The following is a 25029-nucleotide window of genomic DNA, read 5'->3' on the forward strand; positions in this document are numbered from 1 at the left end:
ACACAATGCTACGCTCTGCGGCTTCACTCCTTATGGAAGCCGCACCATGGCCGCAAGCAGCCTGCTCGCCCTGATCGACGATATCAGTACGGTACTCGATGACGTCGCCACCATGACCAAGGTCGCCGCGCGCAAGACGGCCGGCGTACTGGGCGATGACCTCGCGCTCAACGCCCAGCAGGTCACCGGGGTCAAGGCGGATCGCGAGCTGCCAGTGGTCTGGGCCGTGGCCAAGGGTTCGCTGGTGAACAAGGCGATCCTGGTGCCGGCCGCGCTGCTGATCAGCGCCGTGGCGCCCTGGCTGGTGGTGCCGCTGCTGATGCTCGGTGGCCTGTTTCTCTGCTACGAAGGCGCGGAAAAGCTGCTGCACAAGTTGCTGCATCGGCATGAGCCCGTGGAGCAGCAGGCGCGCCTGGAGGCGATTGCCGACCCTGCGATCGACCTGGTGGCATTCGAGCGCGACAAGATTCGCGGTGCGGTGCGCACCGACTTCGTGCTGTCGGCCGAGATCATCGCCATCACCCTCGGCACCGTCGCCACCGCCAGTTTTCTCAATCAGGTGCTGGTGCTCAGCGGCATCGCCCTGGTAATGACCGTCGGCGTCTATGGGCTGGTCGCCGGCATCGTCAAACTGGACGATGCCGGGCTCTATCTTAGCCAGCGCGCCAGCTCCTTCGCCCAGGCCTGTGGGCGCGGCATCCTGCGCCTGGCCCCCTGGCTGATGAAGGCGCTTTCGGTTGTGGGCACCGCAGCCATGTTCATGGTCGGCGGCGGTATCCTCAGCCACGGCCTGCCGCCGGTGGAAAGCGCCGTGCACCTGGCTGCCGAATGGGTGGCCGAGGATGCAGGCGCCCTGCTTTCGGCCCTGGTGCCGACACTGTTCAACGCCCTGTTCGGCATCATCGCCGGATTGCTCAGCGTACCGCTGGTCAGCGCGGCGAGTGACCTGTGGCGGGCGCTGCGCAAAACGCCGGGGCGTTAGCCGCTCACTTTCTCAGCAGTTGCCTGCGCCCCTTGCGGGGCGCTGCCCGAAGCGACTTGCCCCAGGCTTATCCACAGCTTGCTCCACCGCTTTCGGGGATAACCTCTCAGCCCCCTATGCAGCGTCGGGCAGAGCATTGCCTGCTCACTCAAGCAATTCATTACAAAGCATTTTCTCGCAACGCCACGAACATCTGGACAAAAGCTGCACAGCGCCTCGCCAAGCCCGCATGGCAGAGCCTCTGGCGGATCTTGCAGAGCTTCCCCACAGAACTATCCACAGCTTTTCTGGATAACCGCCGTGGCGTTCGGTCGCACCCATGAGCAGCGGTAGCTGTGCGAACCTTCACTGGACCTGACCGGAAACTCAGAATCTGGAGACTTCACATGATGTTGCGTAACGCTGCTCTAATCGCTCTGCTCGGCCTGGCCAGCACCCCGCTCCTTGCTGCCGAATGCTCGGTGGATGTCGAATCGACCGACCAGATGACCTTCAACACCCAGGCCATCTCCGTCAGCAAGAGCTGCAAGACCTTCACCGTCAACCTCAAGCACACCGGCTCGTTGCCCAAGACCGCCATGGGCCACAACTGGGTACTGAGCAAGACCGCCGACATGCCCGGCGTGGCCACCGACGGCATTCCCGCCGGCCCGGAGGCCAGCTACGTAAAAGCCGGTGACGAGCGCGTGATCGCCTACACCGACCTGATCGGCGGCGGCGAAAGCACCTCGGCCACCTTCGACGTCAGCAAGCTGGCGGCGGGCGAAGACTACAGCTTCTTCTGCTCCTTCCCCGGCCACTACTCGCTGATGAAAGGCAGCCTGACCCTGGTCGACTAAACGATCTGCGATGATCGTGGGAGAGGTGCCATGACGCTCTCCCACGCCTCCTACCCCAACGGCAGCACCGTGACCTGCACGTCCGGATCGTGACTGCCGCCCCCCAGGATCACCCCCCGCAGCGGCGACACATCGGAGAAATCCCGGCCCCAGGCCAGGGTGATGTGCTCCAGCGCCGGCCGTACGTTGTTGGTCGGGTCGAAATCCACCCAGCCCTGACGCGGGCAGTACAGCGAGATCCAGGCATGCGAGGCATCGGCGCCGATCAGCCGTGGTTGGCCGGGTGGCGGCTGGGTCAGCAGGTAGCCGCTGACATAGCGGGCCGCCAGGCCGCGCGAACGCAGGCAGGCAAGCATCAGATGGGCGAAGTCCTGGCAGACGCCGCGTTTTTCTTCCAGCACCTGCAGCAGTGGCGTGGCCACCTGAGTGGCGCCGGCATCGAAACTGAATTCCTCGAAAATCTTCTGCATCAGTGCCTGGCCGGCCTGCAGCAACGGGCGCCCAGAGGTGAAGCAGTCGTCAGCGAAGTCGGCGAAGACCTGCTTGAGGCGTACATAGGGTGACTCGAAGCGGTAACGTGCCGCTTCCAGCAATGCCGGCTCCATCGGCTTGCCGCTATAGCTGAGCGCCGCGCAGGCCGCCTCCCAATTCGGCGAGTCGTCCAGCTCCAGCGGCGCACGCGCCAGCACCTCGACGCGCAACCGCGCGCTGACGACCAGCGCCTCATGCGGGCGCTCGAACACCAGCCGGGTCAGCGGGTTGCCGAACACGTCCAGACCGTCGCGGCGCTGACAGGGCTGCGGATCGATGCGCAGCTCCCGTTCATGGCAACGCTGCCAGGGGCATTCGCGCGGCCACAGGTGCGCCAGCTGCTGGGCCAGGGAAACCGGCGCCGAGTATCGGTAATGGGTGTCGTGAAGCACCTGATACAGCGCGCTGCTCATGAGGATTGCGTCCGCTGGCTGACATCGACATGGGCGAAGAAGCGCAGCCCGAGGTGATCGGATACCGCGCCAGCGGCCTCGCTGATGGCCACCAGCAAATCGGCCAGGCCTTCGAGCACCGCGCGGGTACTACCGAGGCCAAACAGCGGGTTTTCCAGGCTGGCCAGGCTGAAGGCCGTGAGTTGCTCCTCCAGATAAGCCAGGTAACGCTCAGCGGGCAACTCGAAGCGCTCGTGAAGCCCTTCCAGCGAACGCAGCAGGGTGCGCATCTGGAAGATCACGGAGTGCGGGTTCTGCTCATCGAGCAACAGCAGGTCGAGCACTGGAATCAACTGCGCCGAGGCCAGGTAACGGGTGCGGTAGGTGATGCTGCTGTTACCCAGCTCCAGCAACCATTCCAGCGCCGACTGGTCGGTGGCCGAGCCGCTGCGCAGGAAGCCGGCGAAGCTGTCGCAGAGAAACTGCAAACGCTCGATATAGCGGCCGAGCATGAGAAAGCGCCAGCCGTCGTCTCGCGTCATGTCGTCGAGGGCGAAGCCCGACAGCGCCGCCAGCGACATCAGCAGGCGGTTGAGAAAATCCAGCAGTTCACCGAAGTCGGCCGGTTGGCCTTCAAGCAGCTGCGCCTCGCGCTGCAATTCCACCAGCGCCTGCCAGTTGGCCTGGGACAGCTTGCCGCGCACGCTGCCAGCGGCCCACTGCAAGCGCTGCAGATTGGCCCGCAGGCTGGCCGGCCAGTCGCTGCCGAGCAGCGCCTGCAACAGACGCTCGGCCAGCTCGCCCTCCTCGGGATCTGCCAGCAGGCCCAATTCCTGCGCCAATGCCAGCGCGCTCTGCAGCGCCTGCGGGTCGTCATCGTCATCGACGTAGCGCGCCAGCATGATGCGCAGCAGGCGCGCATTGCCCTCGCAGCGCTCGGCGTAACGACCGAACCAGTACAGGTTCTCCACCACGCGTGAAGGCAGGAAGGGGTCGCTGCGCACCAGGTCGGCAGTGCCCAGGGTGCGTTGCGTCTGCCAGGGCTCGCCACCGCTCTGCCGCGTGCCGAGTACCCAGGTGTCCTTGCTCACCCCGCCGCGCTGCATCGACACCACCTCGGCATCGGCCTCGGCGGCCACGCGGGTCAGGCCACCCGGCATCACCCGGTAGCCATCGGCGCTGGCCACGGCGAACACGCGCATGCCGATGGCCCGCGGCTGCAAACCGCTGCCATCCCACACCGGCGCCAGCGACAACTTGGCCCGCGCCTGTGCCACGTAGGCGTAGGGTCTCTGTTTGAGGCGCGCGGCCAGCTTGACGCGCTGCGCCTCGTCCAGGTCACGACCGAACACCGGCGTAAAGCTCTGCGAGGGGAACGCCGGGCGCACCAGCAACTGGTCGAGTTTCTCCAGCGCCTCGTCCAGCACCGGCGGCTCGCCGCACCACCAACTGGCAATGGACGGCAATAGCAGTTCCTCACCCAACAGGTGCTCGCTGATCGCCGGCAAAAAGCCGGGCAGACCGGGCGACTCCAGCACGCCACTGCCCAGGGCATTGGCTACCAGCACGCGACCACGGCGCACGGCTTCGAGCAGGCCGGGCACGCCAAGGGCGGAATCGGTGCGCAGCTCCAGCGGGTCGCAGTAGTCGTCATCGAGGCGGCGCAACACCGCATGCACGCGGCGCAGGCCGGCCAGGGTCTTGAGGTAGAGGGTGGCGTCGCGCACGGTCAGGTCGCTGCCTTCGACCAGCGGATAACCGAGCTGGCGCGCCAGGTACAGGTGCTCGAAATAGCTTTCGTTGAAGCGCCCTGGCGTCAGCAGCACCACCAGCGGCGTCTCGCCACCGCTCGGCGCCTGGCGTGCCAGGGTGTCCTGCAGGGTACGGAAGAAGCTGGCCAAGTACTGCACGCGCAGATCGCGGTACAGCTCGGGGAAGGCGCGCGAGACGATCTGCCGGTTCTCCAGCGCATAACCGGCACCGGAGGGTGCCTGGGTGCGGTCGGCGGTGACCCACCAGCGCCCGTCCGGCGCCCGGGCAAGATCCACCGCATACAGGTGCAGCCAGGTGCCGCCCGGTGCCTGCATGCCCTGACAGGGCCAGAGGAAGTTGTTATGGCCGAACACCAGCTCGGTCGGCAGCAGGCCTTCGGCAATCAGCTTCTGCGGGCCGTAGAGATCGGCCAGCACGCGGTTGAGCAGGGTCGCACGCTGCGCCACGCCGGCGGCGATCTGCTGCCACTCGTCAGCGGGGATCAGGTTGGGCAGCAGGTCGAGTTCCCACGGGCGATCAGCGCCATCCGGGTCGGCATAGACGTTGTAGGTAACGCCGTTTTCCTGGATCTGCCGCGCCAGCATGGCCTCACGCTGCGCCAGGTGCTCCGGGCGGCTGCGCGCCAGTTGCTCGTACAGACGGCGCCAGTGCGGGCGCACGTTACCCTTGGCGTCGAGCAGTTCGTGGTAGGCGCCGTTAGGCGGCGGGTAATCGGCTAGCAGGTCGTGCATGGCAGGCTCGAAAAGGTTTGGCGCAAGGCGTTCCCTGTAGGAGCCCGCTTGCGGGCGATGCTTTTATGCGTGCATCGAATCGCCCGCAAGCGGGCTCCTACGGGTTGTTCAATCAAACGCGACGCAGATCCAGGGTCATCGGCAGTTCATTATTGTCTATCGGCTGCATGACAGGGCGCTTGCCGGGGCTGTGGCCCAGGCGGAAGAAGCGTGCCAGGCGCCGGCTCTCGGCCTCGTAGGCGTTGACCGGCAGGCTGTCGTAGTTACGACCGCCCGGATGCGCGACATGGTACTGGCAACCACCCAGCGAACGCTGCATCCAGGTGTCGATGAGGTCGAACACCAGCGGCGCATGCACGCCAATGGTCGGCTGCAGGCAACTGGCCGGCTGCCAGGCGCGGAAACGCACGCCACCGACGAACTCGCCGACCTTGCCGGTCGGGCGCAACGGCACCGGCATGCCGTTGCAGGTCAGCACGTAGCGATCCGGCGCCATGCCGTTCACCTTCACCTGCATGCGCTCCAGCGACGAGTCGACGTAGCGTACGGTGCCACCGACCGCCCCCTCCTCACCCAGCACGTGCCAAGGCTCCAGCGCCTGGCGCACTTCCAGGTCGATACCCTTGACCATGAAGTCGCCGGCCTTGGGAAAGCGGAACTCCAAATGCGGGGCGAACCATTCGCTGCGCAGGCGATAGCCAAAGGCACCCAGTTCCTGCAGCACATCGGCGAAGTCCTGCTCGATGAAATGCGGTAGCAGGTAGCGGTCGTGCAACTCGGTGCCCCAACGCACCAGCTTCGCCGGCCGATAGGGCTCCTGCCAGAAACGCGCGATCAGCGCACGCAGCAACAGTTGCTGAGCCAGGCTCATCTGCGCATGCGGCGGCATCTCGAAGGCGCGCAGTTCGAGCAGGCCCAGGCGACCAGTGGCCGAGTCCGGCGAGTACAGCTTGTCGATGCAGAACTCGGCGCGGTGGGTATTGCCGGTGACGTCCACCAGTAGGTTGCGCAGCAGGCGGTCGACCAGCCACGGCGGGCAGTCGCGCCCCGGTTCGGGCATCTGCGCGAAGGCAATCTCCAGCTCGTACAGCGCATCGTTGCGCGCCTCATCGACACGTGGCGCCTGTGACGTCGGGCCGATGAACAACCCGCTGAACAGATAGGACAGCGACGGGTGGTTGTGCCAATAGCTGATCAGGCTACGCAGCAGATCGGGACGGCGCAGGAAGGGCGAATCCCCCGGCGTCGCCCCACCGAGGACGAAGTGGTTGCCGCCGCCGGTGCCGGTGTGGCGTCCGTCGATCATGAATTTCTCGCTGGACAGACGCGACTGCCGCGCCGCCTCGTAGAGAAATTCGCAGCGCTCGACCAGCTCATCCCAACTGGCAGCCGGGTGGATGTTGACCTCGATCACGCCCGGGTCGGGGGTGACGCGGAAATACTGCAGGCGCGGGTCCAGCGGCGGCTCGTAGCCCTCCAGCAGCACCGGGCATTTAAGCTCGGCAGCCACGGCCTCGATGGCCGCGACCAGCTCCAGATAGTCTTCGAGGTGGCTCAGCGGCGGCATGAACAGATACAGGCGGCCATCGCGGGGCTCGGCGCACAGCGCGGTACGGACGATGCCGGCAGCCGATTGCCCGTTGGCCGGGCGCGCGCTCTGCTGGCCGGCACTGGCGCCGCGCCAGACACCGCGCAGCTGACGCTGGATCTGCGCCGGACTGGGCAACGGCGGCAACGCCTGGCTGGGGTCGACCGGATTGATGTAGGGGTAATCGGCCTGGCTGACCCAGGGCAGCGAATCGAGTGGCAGGCGATAACCCAGCGCCGAGTCGCCCGGCAACAGACGGCAATGCTCGTCACGCAGGAACCAGCGCCCACTCTGCCAGCCCTCGCCCACCACCTGACGCGCCAACGGCAGCACGTGGCCAACCACCGAGTCGAGCCCTTGATCGAACACCTTGCGCAGGCGCTCGCGCTCCAGCGGATCACTCAAGCGCGGGTCATCCGGGGTGACGTTGTCCGGCAGCTTGCGCTCGCGCCACAGGTAATAGAACCAATCCTCATAGGCCGGAAAAACGTTGCCAGCATCCACCCCCAGATGCGCGGCCAGCGTCCCCAGGAAACGCTCGGCAGTTTCTGCCGTCGCGCCATAGCCACGCTTTTCGTCAGCCAGCAGCTTGGGGTCGTGCCACAGCGGCTCACCATCGCGACGCCAGAAGCAGTTCAGCGACCAACGCGGCAACTGCTCGCCGGGGTACCACTTGCCCTGACCGAAATGCACCAGCGCCTTGGGCGCGTAATGGTTGCGCAGGCGATAGAACAGGTCGGCCGCCAGGCGGCGCTTGTTCGGCCCGAGCGCGGCGGTGTTCCACTCGTCGTCATCGGGATAATCGAGAGCGACGAAGGTCGGCTCGCCGCCCATGGTCAGGCGCACGTCGTGCTTGTGCAGGTCATCGTCGATCTGTTGGCCCAGCGCCTGGATCGCCTGCCACTGCGCCTCGCTGTAGGGCTTGGTGACGCGTGGTGCTTCCCACACACGCTCGACGCTCATCAGGTGCTCGAATTCCACCTCGCACTCGTCCAGACCACCGGTGATCGGCGCCGCCGAGGATGGCTCCGGGCTGCAGGCCAGCGGGATATGACCTTCGCCGGCAAACAGGCCTGAAGTGGGATCGAGACCGACCCAGCCGGCCCCGGGTAAATACACCTCACACCAGGCGTGCAGGTCGGTGAAATCCTTATCGGTGCCGGAGGGACCGTCGAGAGCTTTGACGTCGGCCGTGAGCTGGATCAGGTAACCGGAGACGAAGCGCGCCGCCAGCCCCAGGTGACGCAGCAGTTGCACCAGCAGCCAGGCCGAATCACGGCACGAACCGGCGGCCAGCTCGAGCGACTGTTCCGGCGTCTGCACACCCGGCTCCATGCGGATCAGGTAACGGATATCGATAGACAGGCGTTGATTCAGCGCCACCAGGAAATCGATGCTGGGCACCGGCTCGCGGGAAATGCCGGCCAGGTACTTGGCGAACAGCGGCGTGGCCGGCAGCTTGACCAGATAAGGCGCCAGCTCGCGCTGCTCGCCCTCGGTGTAAGCGAAGGGAATGCGCTCGGCATAGGGTTCGAGGAAGAAGTCGAAGGGGTTGAACACCGCCATCTCGGCGACCAGGTCCACCTCGACCTTGAACTCGCGAGTCTTCTCGGGAAACACCAGGCGCGCCAGGTAGTTGCCCTGCGGGTCCTGCTGCCAGTTGATGAAGTGCTGGCCCGGTTCGACCTTCAGCGCGTAGGAAAGGATACGCGTGCGACTGTGCGGTGCCGGGCGCAGACGCACGACCTGCGGCCCAAGGTTGACCGCACGGTCGTAGCGGTAGTGGGTGACATGGTGCAGCGCGACATGAATCGACACGGCGGCCTCCTGCTAGCCTGGACGATACCCAGTGCAGCGCAAGACTTATGCCAGGGCCGCAACACCGTTTTCCAAGGGTGAGCATTGAGGCAAGCCCTATAGCAGTGCGTAACCCGCACCAGCCTCGAGTGAATGCACAGCAATGGCGCAGAGCACAACTGACAGCAGCGGCACTCTAACTCATTCGACCATGCAAACAGCATTACGCCAGCTCGAAGCTGGCGTCATGTTCAACGCGGCACAGCTGGACGCGGCTTCTTCTTGCCGCTGGCACCTTTGCCGCTGTTTTTCTTCTGCTCCTGCAACTTGGCGAACGCCGCTGCCTTGGCCTGCTCGCGCTTGTCCCAGGGCTTGGCGCCATCGCTGGCGCGTGGCGGCAGGCCGTTGTGCTGGGTGAGGATCTTGCCGACTTTCTTGCTGCCCGCTGGCGTCGAGTTTTTGCGCCGTGCGCTCTGGTACTCGTCGGTCTGCGGTTGGTAGGTTGGGATCAGGTGGTGCTTGCCATTGCCGATCAGATCGCTACGGCCCATGCGCTCCAGCGCTTCACGCAGCAGCGGCCAGCCCTTGGGATCGTGATAGCGCAGGAAGGCCTTGTGCAGGCGACGCTGCTGCTCGCTCTTGACGATCTCCACGCCATCGCTCTTGTAGGTGACCTTGCGTAGCGGGTTCTTGCCCGAGTGGTACATGGCCGTGGCCGTGGCCATCGGCGACGGGTAGAAGGCCTGTACCTGGTCGGCGCGGAAGCCGTTGCGCTTGAGCCACAGGGCGAGGTTCATCATGTCCTCGTCGGTGGTGCCCGGATGAGCGGCGATGAAGTACGGGATCAGGTACTGCTCCTTGCCCGCCTCTTTCGAGTACTTCTCGAACATCTGCTTGAAGCGGTCGTAGCTGCCGATACCCGGCTTCATCATCTTGTCCAGCGGGCCGCGCTCAGTGTGCTCCGGGGCGATCTTGAGGTAACCGCCGACGTGGTGGGTCACCAGCTCCTTGACGTACTCCGGTGACTCGACGGCCAGGTCGTAGCGCAGGCCAGAAGCAATCAGAATCTTCTTCACGCCCGGCAGCGCACGCGCCTTGCGGTACAGCTCGATCAGGGAGGAGTGATCGGTATTGAGGTTCTCGCAGATACCGGGGAACACGCACGACGGCTTGCGGCAGTGCTTCTCGATCTCCGGGTCCTTGCAGGCGATGCGGTACATGTTGGCGGTCGGCCCGCCGAGGTCGGAGACCACGCCGGTGAAGCCCGGCACCTTGTCGCGCATTTCCTCGATCTCACGGATGATCGACTCGTGCGAACGGTTCTGGATGATGCGGCCCTCGTGCTCGGTGATCGAGCAGAAGGTGCAGCCGCCGAAGCAGCCGCGCATGATGTTCACCGAGAAACGGATCATCTCGTAGGCCGGGATCTTCTCCTTGCCATACGCTGGGTGCGGCACACGCGCATAGGGCATGCCGAACACGTAGTCCATTTCCTCGGTGGTCATGGGGATGGGTGGCGGGTTGAACCAGACGTCCACCTCGCCATGCTTCTGCACTAGCGCGCGAGCGTTGCCCGGGTTGGTTTCCAGGTGCAGCACGCGGTTGGCATGGGCGTAGAGCACAGGGTCGTTGCGCACCTTCTCGAACGACGGCAGGCGGATCACCGTCTTGTCGCGGGTCATGCGCGGGCTTTCGAGAATCTGCACGACCTTGGCTTCATTCGGGTCTTCGACCGGCCCTTTGGCCTGCTCGATGGCGCAGGCCTCGGTGTCCTGCGTATTGACGTAGGGGTTGATGATCTTGTCGACGCGGCCGGGGCGATCGATACGGGTCGAGTCGACCTCAAACCAGCCCTCGGGCGTATCGCGGCGGATGAATGCAGTACCGCGCACATCGGTGATGGCCTCGACCTTCTCGCCTCGCGACAGGCGCTGGGCGATTTCCACCACGGCACGCTCGGCGTTGCCGTAGAGCAGGATGTCGGCGGTGGCGTCCATCAGGATCGAGCGGCGCACCTTGTCCTGCCAGTAGTCGTAATGGGCGATACGGCGCAAGGACGCCTCGATGCCACCGAGCACCACCGGCACATGGGTATAGGCCTCCTTGCAGCGCTGGCTATAGACCAGGCTGGCGCGATCCGGGCGCTTGCCGGCCAGGCCGCCGGGCGTATAGGCGTCGTCGGAGCGAATCTTCTTGTCGGCGGTGTAGCGGTTGATCATCGAGTCCATGTTGCCGGCTGCGACACCGAAGAACAGATTCGGCTCGCCGAGCTTCATGAAGTCGTCTTTGGACTGCCAGTTCGGCTGGGCGATGATGCCCACGCGAAAGCCCTGGGCTTCCAGCAGACGGCCGATGATCGCCATGCCGAACGAAGGATGGTCGACGTAGGCATCACCGGTGACGATGATGATGTCGCAGCTGTCCCAGCCGAGCTGATCCATCTCTTCCCGGCTCATCGGCAGGAAGGGCGCAGGCCCGAAACACTCGGCCCAGTACTTGGGATAGTCGAACAGCGGCTTGGCGGCTTGCATATTTTTTGATCAATGGGCTATCACGAGGGGCGCGGATAATAGCACAAATATTGACCAAACCAGACTGTTGCACTGGGTTTAATACCGCCTGCGCGCACGGCGACGAACGCTCAAGCACGCGCCTGGCTCACTGGTCCGGGCATCGGCCCTGGCGCAACACCGACCCGGGGAAAGAAAGGACAGAAAAATCAGATATTTTCCTGCAGTAGCCATACGCCATATTTGTTTTCGCCCGATAACAATCCCGTGCATATACTCAAGCTACTCGGTCAGCCGACTCCAGGAAATCTATGCCGCGGCGCTTCGCCTTAGTGCTCGCTCTTCTGTTGGGACTGTCGACCACGGGCCTGGCAGCGGCGTCCGTGGTGCTCACCGACGCCAGCAGCGGCATGCCGCTCAATGCGCATATCGAGCTACTGGAAGACGACCAGGGCACTCTGGCCATCGATGACCTCGCCGCGCCTGAGCAGCAGTCGCGCTTTCAACCGGCCAATGGCCGTGCCAGTGTCGGCCAGAGCCTCAATCCCTGGTGGATCAAACTCACTCTGCAACGCGACATGTACGCTCCCGCCTACTGGGTACTGGAGGTGGGCTCAGTGACTCAGCTGGACCTGCAGCTCTATCTCCCTGACGGCCAGGGTGGCTGGCAGTTGCGTCAGTCCGGCGAGCGAGTCCCCTTCAGCGAAAACCGCGACCACCCCTACCGACGCATGGTGTTCGACCTGCCAACCCTGGGTGAACAGCCAACGACCTTCTACCTGCGCGCCTTCGACCCGGCGGGCAACTCCTTCCCGCTGCGCATCTGGCAGCTCGACGACCTCACGCAACTGGCCACCCGCGAGAATCTGGCGCTCGGCGTCATCTATGGCGTGGTCTTCGCACTGCTGCTGTACAACCTGTTCATCCTCATCTCGCTGCGCGACAAGGCCTATTTCTGGTATGTGCTGACCACCGCCTTCGCCCTGCTGTTCATCATGAGCATGACCGGTCACGGCGCGCAGTACCTGTGGCCGAACCACCCGGTGCCGGCGTGGCTCGACCGCATCACCTTGCCGTCGTTGTGGGGCCTGTTCGCCAGTCGTTTCACCCAGACGCTGCTGCAGACGCGCGTTTACGTACGCTGGGCGCATCATCTGCTGAACATGGCCTGCGTGATCTACCTGATCGCCATCGTTCTGACCCTGTTCGATCAGCGCTACCTCGCTGCCTGGGCCATCGCCCTGCTGTCGCTGACCAGCATCCCTGCTGCCCTGGGCAGCGCCGTAATCCGCTGGCGCCAGGGTTTCTTCCCAGCGCAGCTGTATCTGTACGGCTACGGGTTGGTCCTGGGCAGTGTCGCCATTCTGCTGCTGCGTACCACCGGCGTGCTGCAGCCGGCCGAGTGGAATGCCTACGTGTTCCCTCTGGCAGTGGCTGCCGAATCCATCCTGTTCTCCTTCGCCCTGGCCTATCGCATCCAGATCCTCAAGCAGGAGCGCGCCGTTGCCCTGCAACAGGCCGATCGCGAGAAAACCGCACGTTTGGCGCAACTGCAGGCCAGCGCTGACGAACTGCAAGCTGCAGTGACCGCACGTACCGCCGAGTTGGCCGCGACCAACGAACAGCTACGCGACCGCGAACGCGAACTGCAGCACGCCGCCTTCCATGACTCGCTGACCGAACTGCCCAATCGACGCTATCTGGTCGAGCGTAGCGAGTCGGCCCTGGCTCACGCCGAGCGGCACAAGGAGAGCGTGGCTTTGCTGCTGATCGACCTGGATCACTTCAAGCCGATCAATGACCGTTTTGGTCACGCAGCCGGTGACCTGATGCTGCAGGTAATCGCCAAGCGCCTGCGCGAGCAGGTTCGCGCAGGCGATGCGGTTGCCCGCCTGGGCGGCGATGAGTTCGCCGCTCTGATCTGCGGCAGCGATGCCGAAAGCCAGGCCAGGGAGATCGCCGAACGCCTGCTGGCAGAACTATCCGAGCCCGTGCACTACGGCGCCGAACGCCTGCGCGTGACCATCAGCATCGGCGTGGCGCTCTACCCGCTCCATGCGAGAAATTTCACCGGGCTGTACAAGGCGGCAGACATGGCCCTTTACCGGGTAAAGGAACTGGGCCGCTCCGATTCGCGCGTGCATGGCGACGATGGCGAGCTCAGCGAACAGGCCTGCCTGGAGCTGGACGTACTGAAAGTCCCGAGCGGGCTGGCCTAGGCTAGCAGGCCGTTGAAAAACGTAGGCGACGACTGCATGGATGCAGGAGGTAGAGCGAAGCAGGAAGCCCGAGCCGAGGCAGCCAGTGCAATACCGACGGCGGCCCCACAAAAACAGGCGAAAAACGGTCGGAGTCGCGCTCGACTTTACGCGCTGTAAATGAGCATTTTGACTGGGCTCGCACGCGAGCCTGTTTTTAACGCAGCAATGGCAACGCAGGTAGTTTTTCAACAGCCTGCTAGCCGATATAGCGCCGAGGCACCCGCGCAGTGACCTTGCTCAGCAACTCATAGCCGATAGTGCCGCACGCCATGGCCACTTCATCCACCGGCAACTGGCCGCCCCACAACTCCACCGGCGAATCTACATCTGCTTCCGGTAGGTCCGTGATATCCACCGCCAACATGTCCATCGACACCCTGCCCGCCAGCTTGGCGCGCTGCCCCTCGATCAACACCGGCGTGCCACTGGGCGCGTGACGCGGATAACCATCGGCATAACCACAGCTGACCGTGGCAATACGCGAAGGCCGCTCGGCCACCCAGGCCGCGCCATAACCAACGCTTTCACCGACTGCCACCTCACGCACGGCGATCACCCGCGCAGCCAGGGTCATGGCCGGTTTCAGCCCCAGTTCGCGCGCACTCAGTTCGGCGAACGGCGTGGCACCGTAGAGCATGATGCCGGGGCGCAGCCAATCCATATGCGCCGCTGGAATGGTCAGCACGGCCGCCGAGTTCGCCAGCGAACGATGATTGAAATCCAGATCCAGCAGATCGAGAAAGCGCTCGACCTGCAGCTCCGTCAGCGGATGGCCGCGCTCGTCGGCGCAGGCGAAATGGCTAAGCAGGTTGAGCTCGGCAACCTGCTCGGCGTCTTCGAGCCGTGCATGCCAGTGGCGCAGGCTGGCGGCATCGAAACCGAGGCGGTGCATGCCCGAATCCAGCTTGAGCCAGACGTTGAGCGGACGCACCAGCTCACTGGCAATCAGCGCCTCGGCCTGCGCCGTGCTCTGCAGCGCCAGATCCAGCCCCAGTTGCGCGGCGATGGCATATTCACTGGCCTCGAAACAGCCCTCCAGCAGCAGGATGCGCGCCTCACCGTGCATGGCGCGCACCTCGGCCGCCTCCTCCAGACAGGCCACGGCGAAGCCATCGGCAATCTCGTGCAACGCCGTGACCACCTCGCGCACACCATGACCATAGGCGTTGGCCTTGACCACGGCGAAGGCCTGGCGCCCGGGCGCGCAGCGCTTGGCCACGGCGTAGTTATGAGCGATGGCTGAGAGGTCGACGATGGCGGCAAGCGGACGCATGACGGAAGGCCTGAACAAAAAACGGGCGCCCATCTTAACCGCTGGGCGCCCGTTTTCATTGAGCGAGATCAGACTGTTGCCGTAGCCACGGGCTCTGCTGGCGAAACGTTCACCTTGCTTGATTCGCGAGCAGAGCTCGCTCCTACACTGCTCGCGCGGTTATTCGTCCTCGAACTGGTAGCTACCCGGTGCCAGGTTCTCGAAGCGCGAATACTTGCCGAGGAAGGCCAGGCGCGCGGTACCCAGCGGGCCGTTACGCTGCTTGCCGATGATGATCTCGGCCACGCCCTTGTACTCGGTCTCCGGGTGGTACACCTCGTCGCGGTAGACGAACAGGATGATGTCGGCGTCCTGCTCGATTGCACCGGACTCACGCAAGTCGGAGTTGATCGGGCGCTTGTTCGGGCGCTGCTCCAGGCCACGGTTGAGCTGCGACAGGGCAATGACCGGGCAGTTGAATTCCTTGGCAAGGCCCTTGAGCGAGCGCGATATCTCGGAAATCTCGTTGACCCGGCTATCGCCGCTGGAACCGGGAATCTGCATCAGCTGCAGGTAGTCGACCATGATCAGGCCGATCTCACCGTGCTCGCGTGCCAGACGCCGCGTGCGCGCCCGCATCTCGCTCGGGGAAATACCGGCGGTATCGTCGATGAACAGCTTGCGGTCGTTGAGCAGGTTGACCGCGCTGGTCAGCCGCGGCCAATCGTCGTCATCCAGCTGGCCGGCACGCACCTTGGTCTGGTCAATGCGCCCCAGCGAGGCGAGCATACGGATGACGATGGACTCCGAAGGCATCTCCAGCGAGTACACTAGGATCGCCTTGTCGCTACGCATCAGCGCGTTTTCCACCAGGTTCATGGCGAAGGTGGTCTTACCCATCGACGGACGGCCAGCGACGATGATCATGTCGGCCGGCTGCAGACCGCTGGTCAGGTTATCCAGGTCATCGAAGCCGGTGGACAGACCGGTAATCGCGTCGCCGTTGTTGAACAGCGTGTCGATGCGGTCGATGGCCTTGACCAGAATGTCGTTGATGCCCACCGGCCCGCCAGTCTTGGGGCGGTCTTCGGCGATCTGGAAGATCAGGCGCTCCGCTTCGTCGAGAATCTCCTCGCCGGTACGGCCTTCCGGGGCGTAGGCACTGTCGGCAATCTCGTTGCTGATGCTGATCAGCTTGCGCAGGGTGGCGCGCTCACGAATGATCTGCGCATAGGCCTTGATGTTGGCCACCGACGGCGTGTTCTTCGCCAGCTCGGCGAGATAGGCCAGACCGCCGACCTGCGACAGTTGCCCTTCCTTGTCCAACTGCTCGGACAGGGTCACCACGTCGAAGGGTTCGTTACGCTCGGCCAGCTTGAAGATGGCGCGGAAGATCAGCCGGTGGTCGTGGCGATAGAAGTCGACATCCGACACACCATCGAGCACGCGCTCCCAGGCATTGTTGTCGAGCATCAGGCCGCCGAGCACCGCCTGTTCCGCCTCGATGGAGTGCGGTGGCACTTTCAGGGCGGCAGTCTGCAGGTCGTATTGCTCGGGAATGCTGATGTCGTTCATAGGCTCGGGAAGAAAATACTGCGATAGAAAAACAAAGGGCACGGATCGCAGAGCGATACCGTGCCCGATTGTCAGCAGACCTACGCTACAGCGCAAGTCCGCCTGGCGGCTACTTGATTAAGCAGCGACCACGATCACCTTGACGGTGGCTTCAACGTCGGTGTGCAGGTGCACAGCTACGTCGTATTCGCCAATCTGGCGAATGGTGCCGTTCGGCAGACGAACTTCAGCTTTGGCCACTTCAACGCCGGAGGCGGTCAGGGCGTCAGCGATGTCGTGGGTGCCGATGGAACCGAACAGCTTGCCTTCATCGCCAGCGGTGGCGGTGATGGTGACTTCCAGCTCAGCCAGCTGAGCAGCGCGAGATTCAGCGGAAGCTTTCTTCTCGGCAGCAGCTTTTTCCAGCTCGGCGCGACGGGCTTCGAACGCAGCTACGTTTTCAGCGGTAGCAGCGGTGGCTTTGCCTTGCGGCAGCAGGAAGTTACGGCCGTAACCGGCTTTAACGTTCACTTTGTCGCCCAGGTTGCCCAGATTGGCGATTTTTTCCAGCAGGATGACTTCCATTTGGGTCTTACCTCTTAACTTTTAACCTTCACCGTTCGCAGAGCCCGGGCCATTCTTGCGCGCCAGGCGACCGCGAAAATCAAACAGACTGTCGACGATGGCCAAGACCACCAGTAACGGATAGATCAGCTGCATGAACAGCAGGAGCGTGATGTACATGCCCACCAGCCAGAAGCGGGCGAGCCCACCCTTATCCACCAGGCCGTGCACCAGGGCGATCCCGGCGAACAGCAGCGGCACACTGCACAGCGGCGTGAGCATGGCCAACTGCGGCCCCAGATTGGGACCTAGCATCATGCCCGCCAGCAGCAACAGCGCCTGCGGCAGCGACAGCCTCAGCGCGCGAAACTCGCGACCAAAACCGCCAGGGTTGTACAACACGGCCTGCCAGTAACGCCCAAGGATCAGGCTCAGCAAGCTCAGAATCTGCAGCAAGGCTGCCAGCAGTCCGGTCAGCACCGGTGCGATCAGTGCCTCGAGACGCTCGCGTTCACCCACCGACAATTGCTGGTGAGCCCCATCGAACATGGTTGGCAGCAGCTTCTGCAGCTCACCAGCCATGGCCGCGATGGGTTCGCGGAACACTGCCCCAAGGACAAATCCATACACCAGGCCCAGCGCCACACTGCTCAGCAGTATGCGGTTCCAGGTCCAGTTGGCGCGCAACAACAACGCCAACCCCAGCGCGCCGACCAGCACCAGCAAGGTGCGCGGTTCGCCGAAATACCACCAGGCAATCGCCGGTAGCATGGCCCAGGCCAGGATGCCGATGGCATCACTGGCTCCACGCCGCAACAGCACCAGGCTGCCAGCGGCGGCACTCAACCAGAACAACAGCGGCATCGCTGCCGATCCCACCACCACGAGGGTGGCCTGCATACGGCCGCGCATGATGTATTCAGCCAGGGCGCGCATGCGATCTATTCCTTAACTCTTGTCGACTGCCCGGTCTCAGCGGCCGTGGCTGTCGGTGTAGGGCAGCAGGGCCAGGAAGCGGGCGCGCTTGATAGCGGTGGCCAGCTGACGCTGATAACGAGCCTTGGTACCGGTGATACGGCTAGGAACGATTTTGCCGGTTTCCGAGATGTAGGCTTTCAGGGTGTTGAGATCTTTGAAATCGATCTCTTTCACGTCTTCAGCGGTGAAGCGGCAGAATTTACGACGACGGAAGAAACGTGCCATGTGATTGGCTCCTCAATAGATCCGTGGATTACTCGTCAGCGTTGTCGCTGTCGTTGCTGTCGCTGTCATCGCCGTCGTTGGACTCGGCGTTTTCAGGACGTTCACGACGCTCGCGGCGCTCACTGCGGTTTTCTTCGGCCTTCAGCATCTCGGACTGGCCAGTGACGGCCTCGTCGCGACGGATGACCAGGTTACGGATCACGGCGTCGTTGTAGCGGAAGTTGTCTTCCAGCTCGGCCAGGGCCTTGCCGGTGCACTCTACGTTGAGCATCACGTAGTGGGCTTTGTGGACGTTGTTGATGGCGTAAGCCAGCTGACGACGGCCCCAATCTTCCAGGCGGTGAATCTTGCCACCGTCTTCTTCGATCAGCTTGGTGTAACGCTCGACCATGCCGCCGACTTGCTCGCTCTGGTCCGGGTGAACCAGAAAGATGATTTCGTAATGACGCATAAATGCTCCTTACGGGTTGTAGCCTGCCAACTAAGGTGGTCAGGCAAGGAGTGGGTTTTTCTCGTGATGAGCTTGCCAGGCGGTAGGCGCGAAAGGGCCTGCCGTCACGGCAAGGGGCGCCATTCTAGAGAAGCCCCTCGCCGCACGCAAGGCAGATTGGCGATTATTTGAACAGCCAGCCGCGGGCGCATCCGTGGGCAGCAGGCCCCGAGCGTAAGACAACCTGGAGCGCAGAGCATAGGACTAGGGTCTGTTGCCGTTTCGACGTGAGCCGCGTTGCTGCGCCAAATTGCGCCACGCGAGGCGCGGGATGCAGGTAATGGTCGTTCCCCTGCCAAATCCAGCAACGACGCATGGCGCAATTTGCCGCGCAACCCGAAGGGACGGGCCAGTTTTTGCGTGGTACGTCGTTACTCGACGGCTCATTTGGGCGACCAAACTTCGCGTCTCGCGCCTAGCCCCACGCAAAAACTGGCTCCGTCGCGGCCGTGCGCGAAACGGCAACAAACCCTAGGACGTAGGGCGGACCCAGGAGCGCAGCGAACAGTCCGCCAAGGCATACCGAGTCCAGCATTACGCTCCATCAGGACACCTGGCGTACTGCTTCGTGACGACTGCTGAATGCAGGAGGTAGAGCAGCGCAGAATGCCAAAGCCGAGTACGCCCTACGACGGCCGGGGTACGCAGCACGCACACCGGCCCGCAGTAATCGCTGTTACTTGGAGCTTTTTACCTGACGCTTATTGTTTCTCTGACGCACCGCCTCGAACAAGCAGACCCCGGTAGCAACCGAGACGTTGAGACTGCTGACACTGCCGCTCATGGGCAGCTTGACCAGGTAATCGCAATGCTCGCGGGTCAAACGGCGCATTCCCTTGCCCTCGGCCCCCATGACCAGCACGGTCGGCCCGGTCATGTCCTGCTGATAGACCTCAAGCTCGGCCTCACCGGCCGTACCAACCACCCACAGGCCGCGCTGCTGCAACTTCTCCAGACTGCGCGCCAGGTTGGTCACCGCCACCAGCGGAATCACCTCGGCAGCACCACAGGCCACCTTGCGTACCGTGGCGTTGAGGGTTGCCGATTTGTCCTTGGGCACAATCACCGCCAACGCGCCGGCGGCATCTGCCGTGCGCAGACAAGCCCCAAGGTTGTGCGGGTCGGTCACGCCGTCGAGCACCAGCAGCAAAGGCGGGCCCTCGCAGCGCTCAAGCAACTCCTCGAGCATCGCCTCGCCCCAGACCTGACTGGGGCTGACATCGGCAACCACACCCTGGTGCACACCCTCGACCCAGGCGTCCATCTCACGGCGCTCGCACTGCCCCACTTTTACGCGAGACTGCGCAGCCAGCTCCAGCAAGGGCTGCACCCGAGGATCACTGCGACCATCGGCCAGCCAGACCTGCTTCACCCGTTTGGGATGATGACGCAGCATGGCCTCTACGGCATGTACGCCGTAGATCTTTTCCAGATCACTCATGACTTGGCCTTACGCTTGCGCGGCTTTCCGGCAGCTGGCGGGGCACTGTCACTACGCCCGGAGCCTTTGCGCGCACCACCGGCCGGCTTGCTCGCCGACTTGCCGGCAGCGCCCTTGCCAGCCTTGGCGCCGGCCAGCAGCGCCTTCTTCACGTCTCGGCTCTTCTGCACGTCGGTATTGCCCATGCTCGGCGCCTTGCCAGCGCGACTGCCACGACCAATGGCCTCACGCTCAGCGGCCTGGGACAGTTCGAATTCAATCTTGCGCTCGTCGAGATCGACGCGCATGACCTTGACCTCGACGCTATCGCCCAAGCGGAAGCTGCGCCCACTGCGCTCGCCGGACAGACGATGGTGAACCGGGTCGAAGTGGTAGTAGTCGGCCGGCAGCGCGGTCACATGCACCAGGCCCTCGACGTATATGTCGCGCAGCTCGACGAAAATACCGAAACCGGTCACGGCAGTGATCACACCGGGGAAGGTCTCACCGACACGATCCTGCATGAACTCGCACTTGAGCCAGTTGACCACGTCGCGGGTCGCTTCGTCGGCACGGCGCTCGGTCATCGAGCACTGCTCGCCGAGCTTTTCCAGGGTCGCTTCGTCGTACGGATAGATACGCGCCTTGGGCATGACTGCCGCACCGGCACGCTCCACGTGCTTGGTGTCGCGCTTGGAACGGATCACGCTGCGAATGGCACGATGCGCCAACAGGTCGGGATAGCGACGGATCGGCGAGGTGAAGTGAGTGTAAGCCTCGTAATTGAGGCCGAAGTGCCCTTCGTTCTGCGCGCTGTACACCGCCTGACTCAGCGAACGCAGCATCACGGTCTGGATCAGGTGATAGTCCGGGCGCTCGCGGATGCTTTCCAGCAGGCGCTGATAGTCCTTGGGTGACGGACCATCCTTGGACTTGCCACGCTGCAGCGACAACCCCAGCTCACCGAGGAAGGCGTTGAGTTTCTCCAGGCGCTCCGGCGGCGGGCCACCGTGCACGCGATACAGTGACGGGATCTGGTGATCCTGCATGAAGCGCGCGGTGGCCACGTTGGCGGCCAGCATGCACTCCTCGATCAGTTTGTGCGCATCGTTGCGCTGGGTCGGGCGGATCTCCGCGATCTTGCGCCCTTCGCCGAAGATGATGCGGGTTTCCTGGGTCTCGAAGTCGATGGCGCCGCGCTCGTGACGAGCGGCGGCCAGTACCTGATACAGCGCGTAGAGCTGATTGAGGTGCGGCAGGACCTCCTTGTACTCGCTGCGCAGGGACTTGCCCTCGCTGCTCTTGGGATCTTCCAGCATCAGGCTGACCTTGTTGTAGGTCAGGCGCGCATGGGAGTGGATCACCGCCTCGTAGAACTTGTAGTCGACCATCTGGCCGCTCTTGGACATGGTCATTTCGCAGACCATGGCAAGGCGATCGACATGCGGGTTGAGCGAGCACAGGCCGTTGGACAGTTCCTCCGGCAGCATCGGTACGACGCGCTCGGGGAAATACACCGAGTTGCCGCGCACGACCGCCTCGGCATCCAGCGCCGAGCCGACCTTGACGTAGTGCGAGACGTCGGCGATGGCCACGTAGAGTTTCCAGCCACCGGAGAACAACTTCCAACGGCTGCTGTTCTTCTCGCAGTAGACCGCATCGTCGAAGTCGCGGGCGTCTTCACCATCGATGGTGACGAAAGGCAGATGGCGCAAGTCGATGCGCTTCTCCTTGTCCTTCTCCTCCACCTCAGGCTTGAGCTTGCGCGCTTCCTTGACTACCGCCTCGGGCCAGACGTGCGGGATGTCGTAGCTGCGCAGCGCCACGTCGATCTCCATGCCCGGCGCCATGTAGTTGCCGATTACCTCGACGATGTCGCCCTGCGGCTGGAAACGCTGCGTAGGCCAGTGAGTGATCTTGATCTCGACGAACTGACCAATGCGCGCACCGGCAGTGCGCCCTGGGGTGACCAGCACTTCCTGCTGGATCTTGGGATTGTCGGCAACGACGAAGCCGATGCCGTTCTCTTCGTAGTAACGGCCGACGATGCTCTCGTGAGCACGGCTGATCACCTCGACGATGCTGCCTTCGCGACGGCCGCGCCGGTCGAGACCGGCCACGCGCACCAGGGCACGGTCACCATCGAACACCAGACGCATCTGCGCCGGACTGAGGAAAAGGTCATCACTGCCGTCATCCGGCACGAGGAAGCCGAAGCCGTCGCGGTGACCGCTAATGCGCCCGCAGATCAGATCGAGCTTGTCCACCGGCGCGTAGGTGCCGCGGCGGGTATAGATGAGCTGACCATCGCGCTCCATGGCGCGCAGGCGGCGGCGCAGCGCTTCAAGCTGGTCCTCGGTATCGAGACCGAACTCTTCGACCAGCTGCTCGCGACTGGCGGGCGAACCTCGCTCGGCCAGATGGGCCAGGATCAGTTCGCGACTGGGGATGGGGTTGTCGTATTTTTCCGCCTCGCGGGCGGCCTCGGGATCGAGGGATTGCCAATCGGCCATGTAGGAAGGATTACCTATGCTTATGTATAAAAGGTGTATGCCATTTGCCTATTGAAGCGCGAAAACGTCATTCAAGGCAGCTTTTCCGGCGACAATAATTTTTTGGGGTCAGGGGTTTACAAGGTAAATGCCCGCCCGTATAGTTCGCGCCCACAGCGTCGAGCAGACGTTGTAACACGAAGCAGATGATGATTCATCGGTTTCTGTGCCCAGGTGGCGGAATTGGTAGACGCGCTGGTTTCAGGTATCAGTGACTTAACGGTCGTGGAAGTTCGAGTCTTCTCCTGGGCACCAAATTTCGTGAAGTGGTTTGATAACCCACTTTACAAATAAACGGATGCAACGCTCCGTGTCGGCAACGACGAACATTGCTGTAGTGCCCAGGTGGCGGAATTGGTAGACGCGCTGGTTTCAGGTATCAGTGACTTAACGGTCGTGGAAGTTCGAGTCTTCTCCTGGGCACCAAATTTCAAATAACCGAGCCAATGGCTCGGTTTTTTATTGCCCACGAAAAAGCAGACCTCCTCGCAGGGCGCGCTACGCCCCCCGCCCAGACCATAGAACAGCGAGGTGCGCACTGCGTACCCTACACTTTGAATTGCCCTAGGCTGGCCTTGAGCTGAGCTGCCAGCTCGTCCAACGCGCGCGCATTGCCGGCTATCGCTGCCACCGCCTCTGCCGCACGCTGCGCTTCGGCATGAATGATCTCTACACGCCCGCGTACCGCTCCCGCACCGTCCGCCTGATGTGCCGCGGCCTGAGTTGCCGCATTGATGGCGCCATGCACTTCGTCTACCGACTGCTGCACCGATTGCTGCAGGCGCGCACTGTCACGCAGCACCTGCAGCCCTTCACTACCTTGCGCGCCCGCCTGGGCGATGGCGGCGACCGCCTCCTGCGCGCCCCGCTGCAGGGCAGCGATATGGGTCTGGATATCGCCGGTGGACTGCTGAGTCTTGCTCGCCAGCGCACGCACCTCGTCAGCCACCACGGCAAACCCGCGACCACTCTCGCCAGCGCGCGCCGCCTCGATGGCGGCATTGAGCGCCAGCAGGTTGGTCTGCTCGGCGATGGACTGAATCACCGTCAGCACCACCTCGATCTGCTCGCTCTGCTTGGCCAGGCGCTCGATCACTGCCGAGCCATCGGCCACCCGCGCCACCAAGCCCTCGATCAGCGCAGACAGACGCTGAGCGATAGCCGCGTTCTCGTGCGCCGCCTGGCGGATGGTGTCGACGCGCTGCAGCGCCTCCTGCATGGCCTGGCTTTCCGCCTGCGCCTCGTCGGCCATTTGCTCCAACGCCTGCAGGCTACCCGCCACCTCATCACGCTGCCGGCCGGCCGCTGCCTCGGCCGCCACGCCGCGCTGAGTCAAGCTGCGAATCTGCTCACCGGTACGCAACGCCACCTCACCCGACTCACGCACGATGGGTTGCAGCTTGGCGATGAAGCGATTGACTGCATCGGCCATCTCGCCGACCTCGTCCTGACTGTCGATGCTCACGCGCCGGGTCAGATCGCCCTCGCCCGCCGCCAGATCGTTCAGCGCCGCGCTGAGCAGGCGCAAGCGACTGAGCACTCGCCAGCCAAGCACCAGCGCCACCACGACCATTGCCAGCGCCCCCACGATCAACAGGCCGAGGGCGATGTTCCAGCGCAGCGAATCCGCCGCCACGCGCACCGACTCACCACCGTTGCGTGCCATTTCCTGGGTGTAGCGCTCAGCCGACTGCAGACGCTCGCGCAGCGCACCGGTCGCCTCCTCGGCAGCACCTGCCAGGCTGCTGTCGACCAACTCACCGGCACCACTGACCAACGACGCAAAGCGGCCGTCGAGCGCGGCCAGCTCCTTTTCCACCACATCCAGTGACAGGCCCATCTGCACCTTGCCGATCGACGCCCCCATCGGACTGATTTGCGCCTCGACCACGTATACACGCGGATCACGCGAGGCCGCCTCCACCAGCTTCTCCAGCGGCGAGTCACCCTGCCCGGCAGCGACCAGCTCACGCACCTGCGCATTACTGCGATTGAAGTTGCGCGTCAGGCGCTGACCATCGGCGTCATAGATGATGGCGAACAACACCGCCGGATCCTGCTGGGCGATTCGGGTAAGCGCAGTGAGCGCAGGAATATCCAGATCCCAAATGGACTTCGGCGCCACCCCAGCCAGCAATTGCGCGAGCGCCTGACCGGACTGTTTGAGATTGCCCTCGAGTACCACGCGCAACTGAGCCTGCTCATCCTTCAACTGCCCGGAAAGCCCCTCACCAAGGCGAGCCCGGGTACTGCCGGCCAACGCAGCGAGGCCCTGACTCATCTCACGCTCAGCCATGCTCAACTCTTCACCCAGGCGGCGGCTCTCACCGCCCAGACGCTGCGCCAGATCCTCGACCATGCCGTCGACCGAGGCGCGCATCAGCCAAACAGCCAAACCGACCTGCACCAACATGGCCAGGCCAAGCGCGACGAACACCGGGCGCAACAAACGGCTACGCAACATGGAAACGATGGCGAACACGGGGAACACTCCTCAACAACCGTAATAGCTATAACGGCGACTTCCGGGATTTATTGATACAAGCAAAGCGCATGCCCAGCTCCCCGCGGGAGCCCCCATAAGAACGGA

Annotated in this window: 16 protein-coding genes and 2 tRNA genes; 5 read left to right on the forward strand and 13 right to left on the reverse strand. The window is 63.5% G+C overall.

Going from position 1 to position 25029, the window contains the following annotated elements; translation table 11 throughout:
* Nucleotides 1–46: 46 nt before the first annotated feature.
* Both N5J71_RS04425 and azu read left to right on the forward strand, forming a co-directional pair.
* On the forward strand, nucleotides 47–982 hold the full coding sequence (locus tag N5J71_RS04425) for a DUF808 domain-containing protein (RefSeq protein WP_279916394.1): 936 nt from the start codon (nucleotides 47–49) through the stop codon (nucleotides 980–982).
* A 389-nt stretch (nucleotides 983–1371) separates the two neighbouring features.
* Nucleotides 1372–1821 carry an azurin gene (azu, locus tag N5J71_RS04430; protein WP_257597701.1) on the forward strand — a complete coding sequence of 150 codons (450 nt, stop codon included), beginning with the start codon at nucleotides 1372–1374 and terminating at the stop codon, nucleotides 1819–1821.
* A 50-nt stretch (nucleotides 1822–1871) separates the two neighbouring features.
* Here the strand turns inward: azu and N5J71_RS04435 are convergent, their stop codons facing one another.
* From N5J71_RS04435 to N5J71_RS04450, 4 genes are all read right to left on the reverse strand, one after another.
* Nucleotides 1872–2765, reverse strand: coding sequence for a transglutaminase family protein (locus N5J71_RS04435; RefSeq protein WP_257597659.1), 894 nt, complete (start codon nucleotides 2763–2765; stop codon nucleotides 1872–1874).
* Nucleotides 2762–5248: a circularly permuted type 2 ATP-grasp protein gene (locus N5J71_RS04440; protein WP_084341826.1), complete on the reverse strand. Its 2487-nt coding sequence runs from the start codon at nucleotides 5246–5248 to the stop codon at nucleotides 2762–2764. Before N5J71_RS04440 ends, N5J71_RS04435 begins: the two co-directional genes overlap by 4 nt.
* A 112-nt stretch (nucleotides 5249–5360) precedes the next feature.
* Complete coding sequence (locus N5J71_RS04445) at nucleotides 5361–8654, reverse strand: transglutaminase family protein (protein ID WP_279916395.1); 3294 nt, start codon at nucleotides 8652–8654, stop codon at nucleotides 5361–5363.
* Between the two features lie 230 nt (nucleotides 8655–8884).
* Nucleotides 8885–11164, reverse strand: coding sequence for a YgiQ family radical SAM protein (locus tag N5J71_RS04450; protein WP_279916396.1), 2280 nt, complete (start codon nucleotides 11162–11164; stop codon nucleotides 8885–8887).
* Between the two features lie 290 nt (nucleotides 11165–11454).
* On the opposite strand from N5J71_RS04450, the gene N5J71_RS04455 reads away from it, so the two are divergent.
* Complete coding sequence (locus N5J71_RS04455) at nucleotides 11455–13362, forward strand: diguanylate cyclase domain-containing protein (protein WP_279916397.1); 1908 nt, start codon at nucleotides 11455–11457, stop codon at nucleotides 13360–13362.
* 238 nt (nucleotides 13363–13600) lie between these two features.
* Here the strand turns inward: N5J71_RS04455 and alr are convergent, their stop codons facing one another.
* The 8 genes from alr to rnr form a co-directional block, all read right to left on the reverse strand.
* On the reverse strand, nucleotides 13601–14677 hold the full coding sequence (gene alr, locus N5J71_RS04460; RefSeq protein ID WP_074855149.1) for an alanine racemase: 1077 nt from the start codon (nucleotides 14675–14677) through the stop codon (nucleotides 13601–13603).
* 159 nt (nucleotides 14678–14836) lie between these two features.
* A complete protein-coding gene (gene dnaB / locus N5J71_RS04465; RefSeq protein ID WP_004423263.1) occupies nucleotides 14837–16231 on the reverse strand; it encodes a replicative DNA helicase in 1395 nt (464 codons plus the stop codon).
* A 117-nt stretch (nucleotides 16232–16348) separates the two neighbouring features.
* A complete protein-coding gene (gene rplI / locus N5J71_RS04470; RefSeq protein ID WP_108234431.1) occupies nucleotides 16349–16795 on the reverse strand; it encodes a 50S ribosomal protein L9 in 447 nt (148 codons plus the stop codon).
* A 21-nt stretch (nucleotides 16796–16816) separates the two neighbouring features.
* Complete coding sequence (locus N5J71_RS04475) at nucleotides 16817–17710, reverse strand: YybS family protein (RefSeq protein ID WP_104730035.1); 894 nt, start codon at nucleotides 17708–17710, stop codon at nucleotides 16817–16819.
* Between the two features lie 36 nt (nucleotides 17711–17746).
* Nucleotides 17747–17977 carry a 30S ribosomal protein S18 gene (gene rpsR, locus N5J71_RS04480; protein WP_003246847.1) on the reverse strand — a complete coding sequence of 77 codons (231 nt, stop codon included), beginning with the start codon at nucleotides 17975–17977 and terminating at the stop codon, nucleotides 17747–17749.
* A 28-nt stretch (nucleotides 17978–18005) separates the two neighbouring features.
* The gene (gene rpsF, locus N5J71_RS04485; protein WP_003246846.1) at nucleotides 18006–18428 is read right to left on the reverse strand and encodes a 30S ribosomal protein S6; all 423 of its coding nucleotides are present in this window, start codon (nucleotides 18426–18428) and stop codon (nucleotides 18006–18008) included.
* 715 nt (nucleotides 18429–19143) lie between these two features.
* Nucleotides 19144–19908, reverse strand: a complete 765-nt coding sequence (gene rlmB, locus N5J71_RS04490; RefSeq protein WP_074855070.1) for a 23S rRNA (guanosine(2251)-2'-O)-methyltransferase RlmB — start codon at nucleotides 19906–19908, stop codon at nucleotides 19144–19146.
* On the reverse strand, nucleotides 19905–22400 hold the full coding sequence (rnr, locus tag N5J71_RS04495; RefSeq protein WP_004423253.1) for a ribonuclease R: 2496 nt from the start codon (nucleotides 22398–22400) through the stop codon (nucleotides 19905–19907). Before rnr ends, rlmB begins: the two co-directional genes overlap by 4 nt.
* A gap of 207 nt (nucleotides 22401–22607) precedes the next feature.
* Here rnr and N5J71_RS04500 point away from each other — a divergent pair.
* Nucleotides 22608–22694 (forward strand) — tRNA-Leu (locus N5J71_RS04500).
* 84 nt (nucleotides 22695–22778) lie between these two features.
* Nucleotides 22779–22865: transfer RNA gene (locus N5J71_RS04505), tRNA-Leu, on the forward strand.
* Between the two features lie 121 nt (nucleotides 22866–22986).
* Here N5J71_RS04505 and N5J71_RS04510 read toward each other — a convergent pair.
* The gene (locus N5J71_RS04510; protein WP_084340819.1) at nucleotides 22987–24921 is read right to left on the reverse strand and encodes a methyl-accepting chemotaxis protein; all 1935 of its coding nucleotides are present in this window, start codon (nucleotides 24919–24921) and stop codon (nucleotides 22987–22989) included.
* Nucleotides 24922–25029 lie beyond the last annotated feature (108 nt).

The organism is Ectopseudomonas oleovorans, assembly GCF_029845265.1.
Classification (GTDB): domain Bacteria; phylum Pseudomonadota; class Gammaproteobacteria; order Pseudomonadales; family Pseudomonadaceae; genus Aquipseudomonas; species Aquipseudomonas oleovorans.

Coding starts and splice junctions, on each gene's coding strand:
- N5J71_RS04425 (WP_279916394.1), top strand. CDS start 47: ATGGCCGCAAGCAGCCTGCTCGCCCTGATCGACGATATCAGTACGGTA.
- rnr (WP_004423253.1), bottom strand. CDS start 22,400: ATGGCCGATTGGCAATCCCTCGATCCCGAGGCCGCCCGCGAGGCGGAA.
- N5J71_RS04440 (WP_084341826.1), bottom strand. CDS start 5,248: ATGCACGACCTGCTAGCCGATTACCCGCCGCCTAACGGCGCCTACCAC.
- N5J71_RS04455 (WP_279916397.1), top strand. CDS start 11,455: ATGCCGCGGCGCTTCGCCTTAGTGCTCGCTCTTCTGTTGGGACTGTCG.
- N5J71_RS04450 (WP_279916396.1), bottom strand. CDS start 11,164: ATGCAAGCCGCCAAGCCGCTGTTCGACTATCCCAAGTACTGGGCCGAG.
- rpsR (WP_003246847.1), bottom strand. CDS start 17,977: ATGGCACGTTTCTTCCGTCGTCGTAAATTCTGCCGCTTCACCGCTGAA.
- N5J71_RS04475 (WP_104730035.1), bottom strand. CDS start 17,710: ATGCGCGCCCTGGCTGAATACATCATGCGCGGCCGTATGCAGGCCACC.
- rlmB (WP_074855070.1), bottom strand. CDS start 19,908: ATGAGTGATCTGGAAAAGATCTACGGCGTACATGCCGTAGAGGCCATG.
- alr (WP_074855149.1), bottom strand. CDS start 14,677: ATGCGTCCGCTTGCCGCCATCGTCGACCTCTCAGCCATCGCTCATAAC.
- N5J71_RS04435 (WP_257597659.1), bottom strand. CDS start 2,765: ATGAGCAGCGCGCTGTATCAGGTGCTTCACGACACCCATTACCGATAC.
- rplI (WP_108234431.1), bottom strand. CDS start 16,795: ATGGAAGTCATCCTGCTGGAAAAAATCGCCAATCTGGGCAACCTGGGC.
- rpsF (WP_003246846.1), bottom strand. CDS start 18,428: ATGCGTCATTACGAAATCATCTTTCTGGTTCACCCGGACCAGAGCGAG.
- dnaB (WP_004423263.1), bottom strand. CDS start 16,231: ATGAACGACATCAGCATTCCCGAGCAATACGACCTGCAGACTGCCGCC.
- azu (WP_257597701.1), top strand. CDS start 1,372: ATGTTGCGTAACGCTGCTCTAATCGCTCTGCTCGGCCTGGCCAGCACC.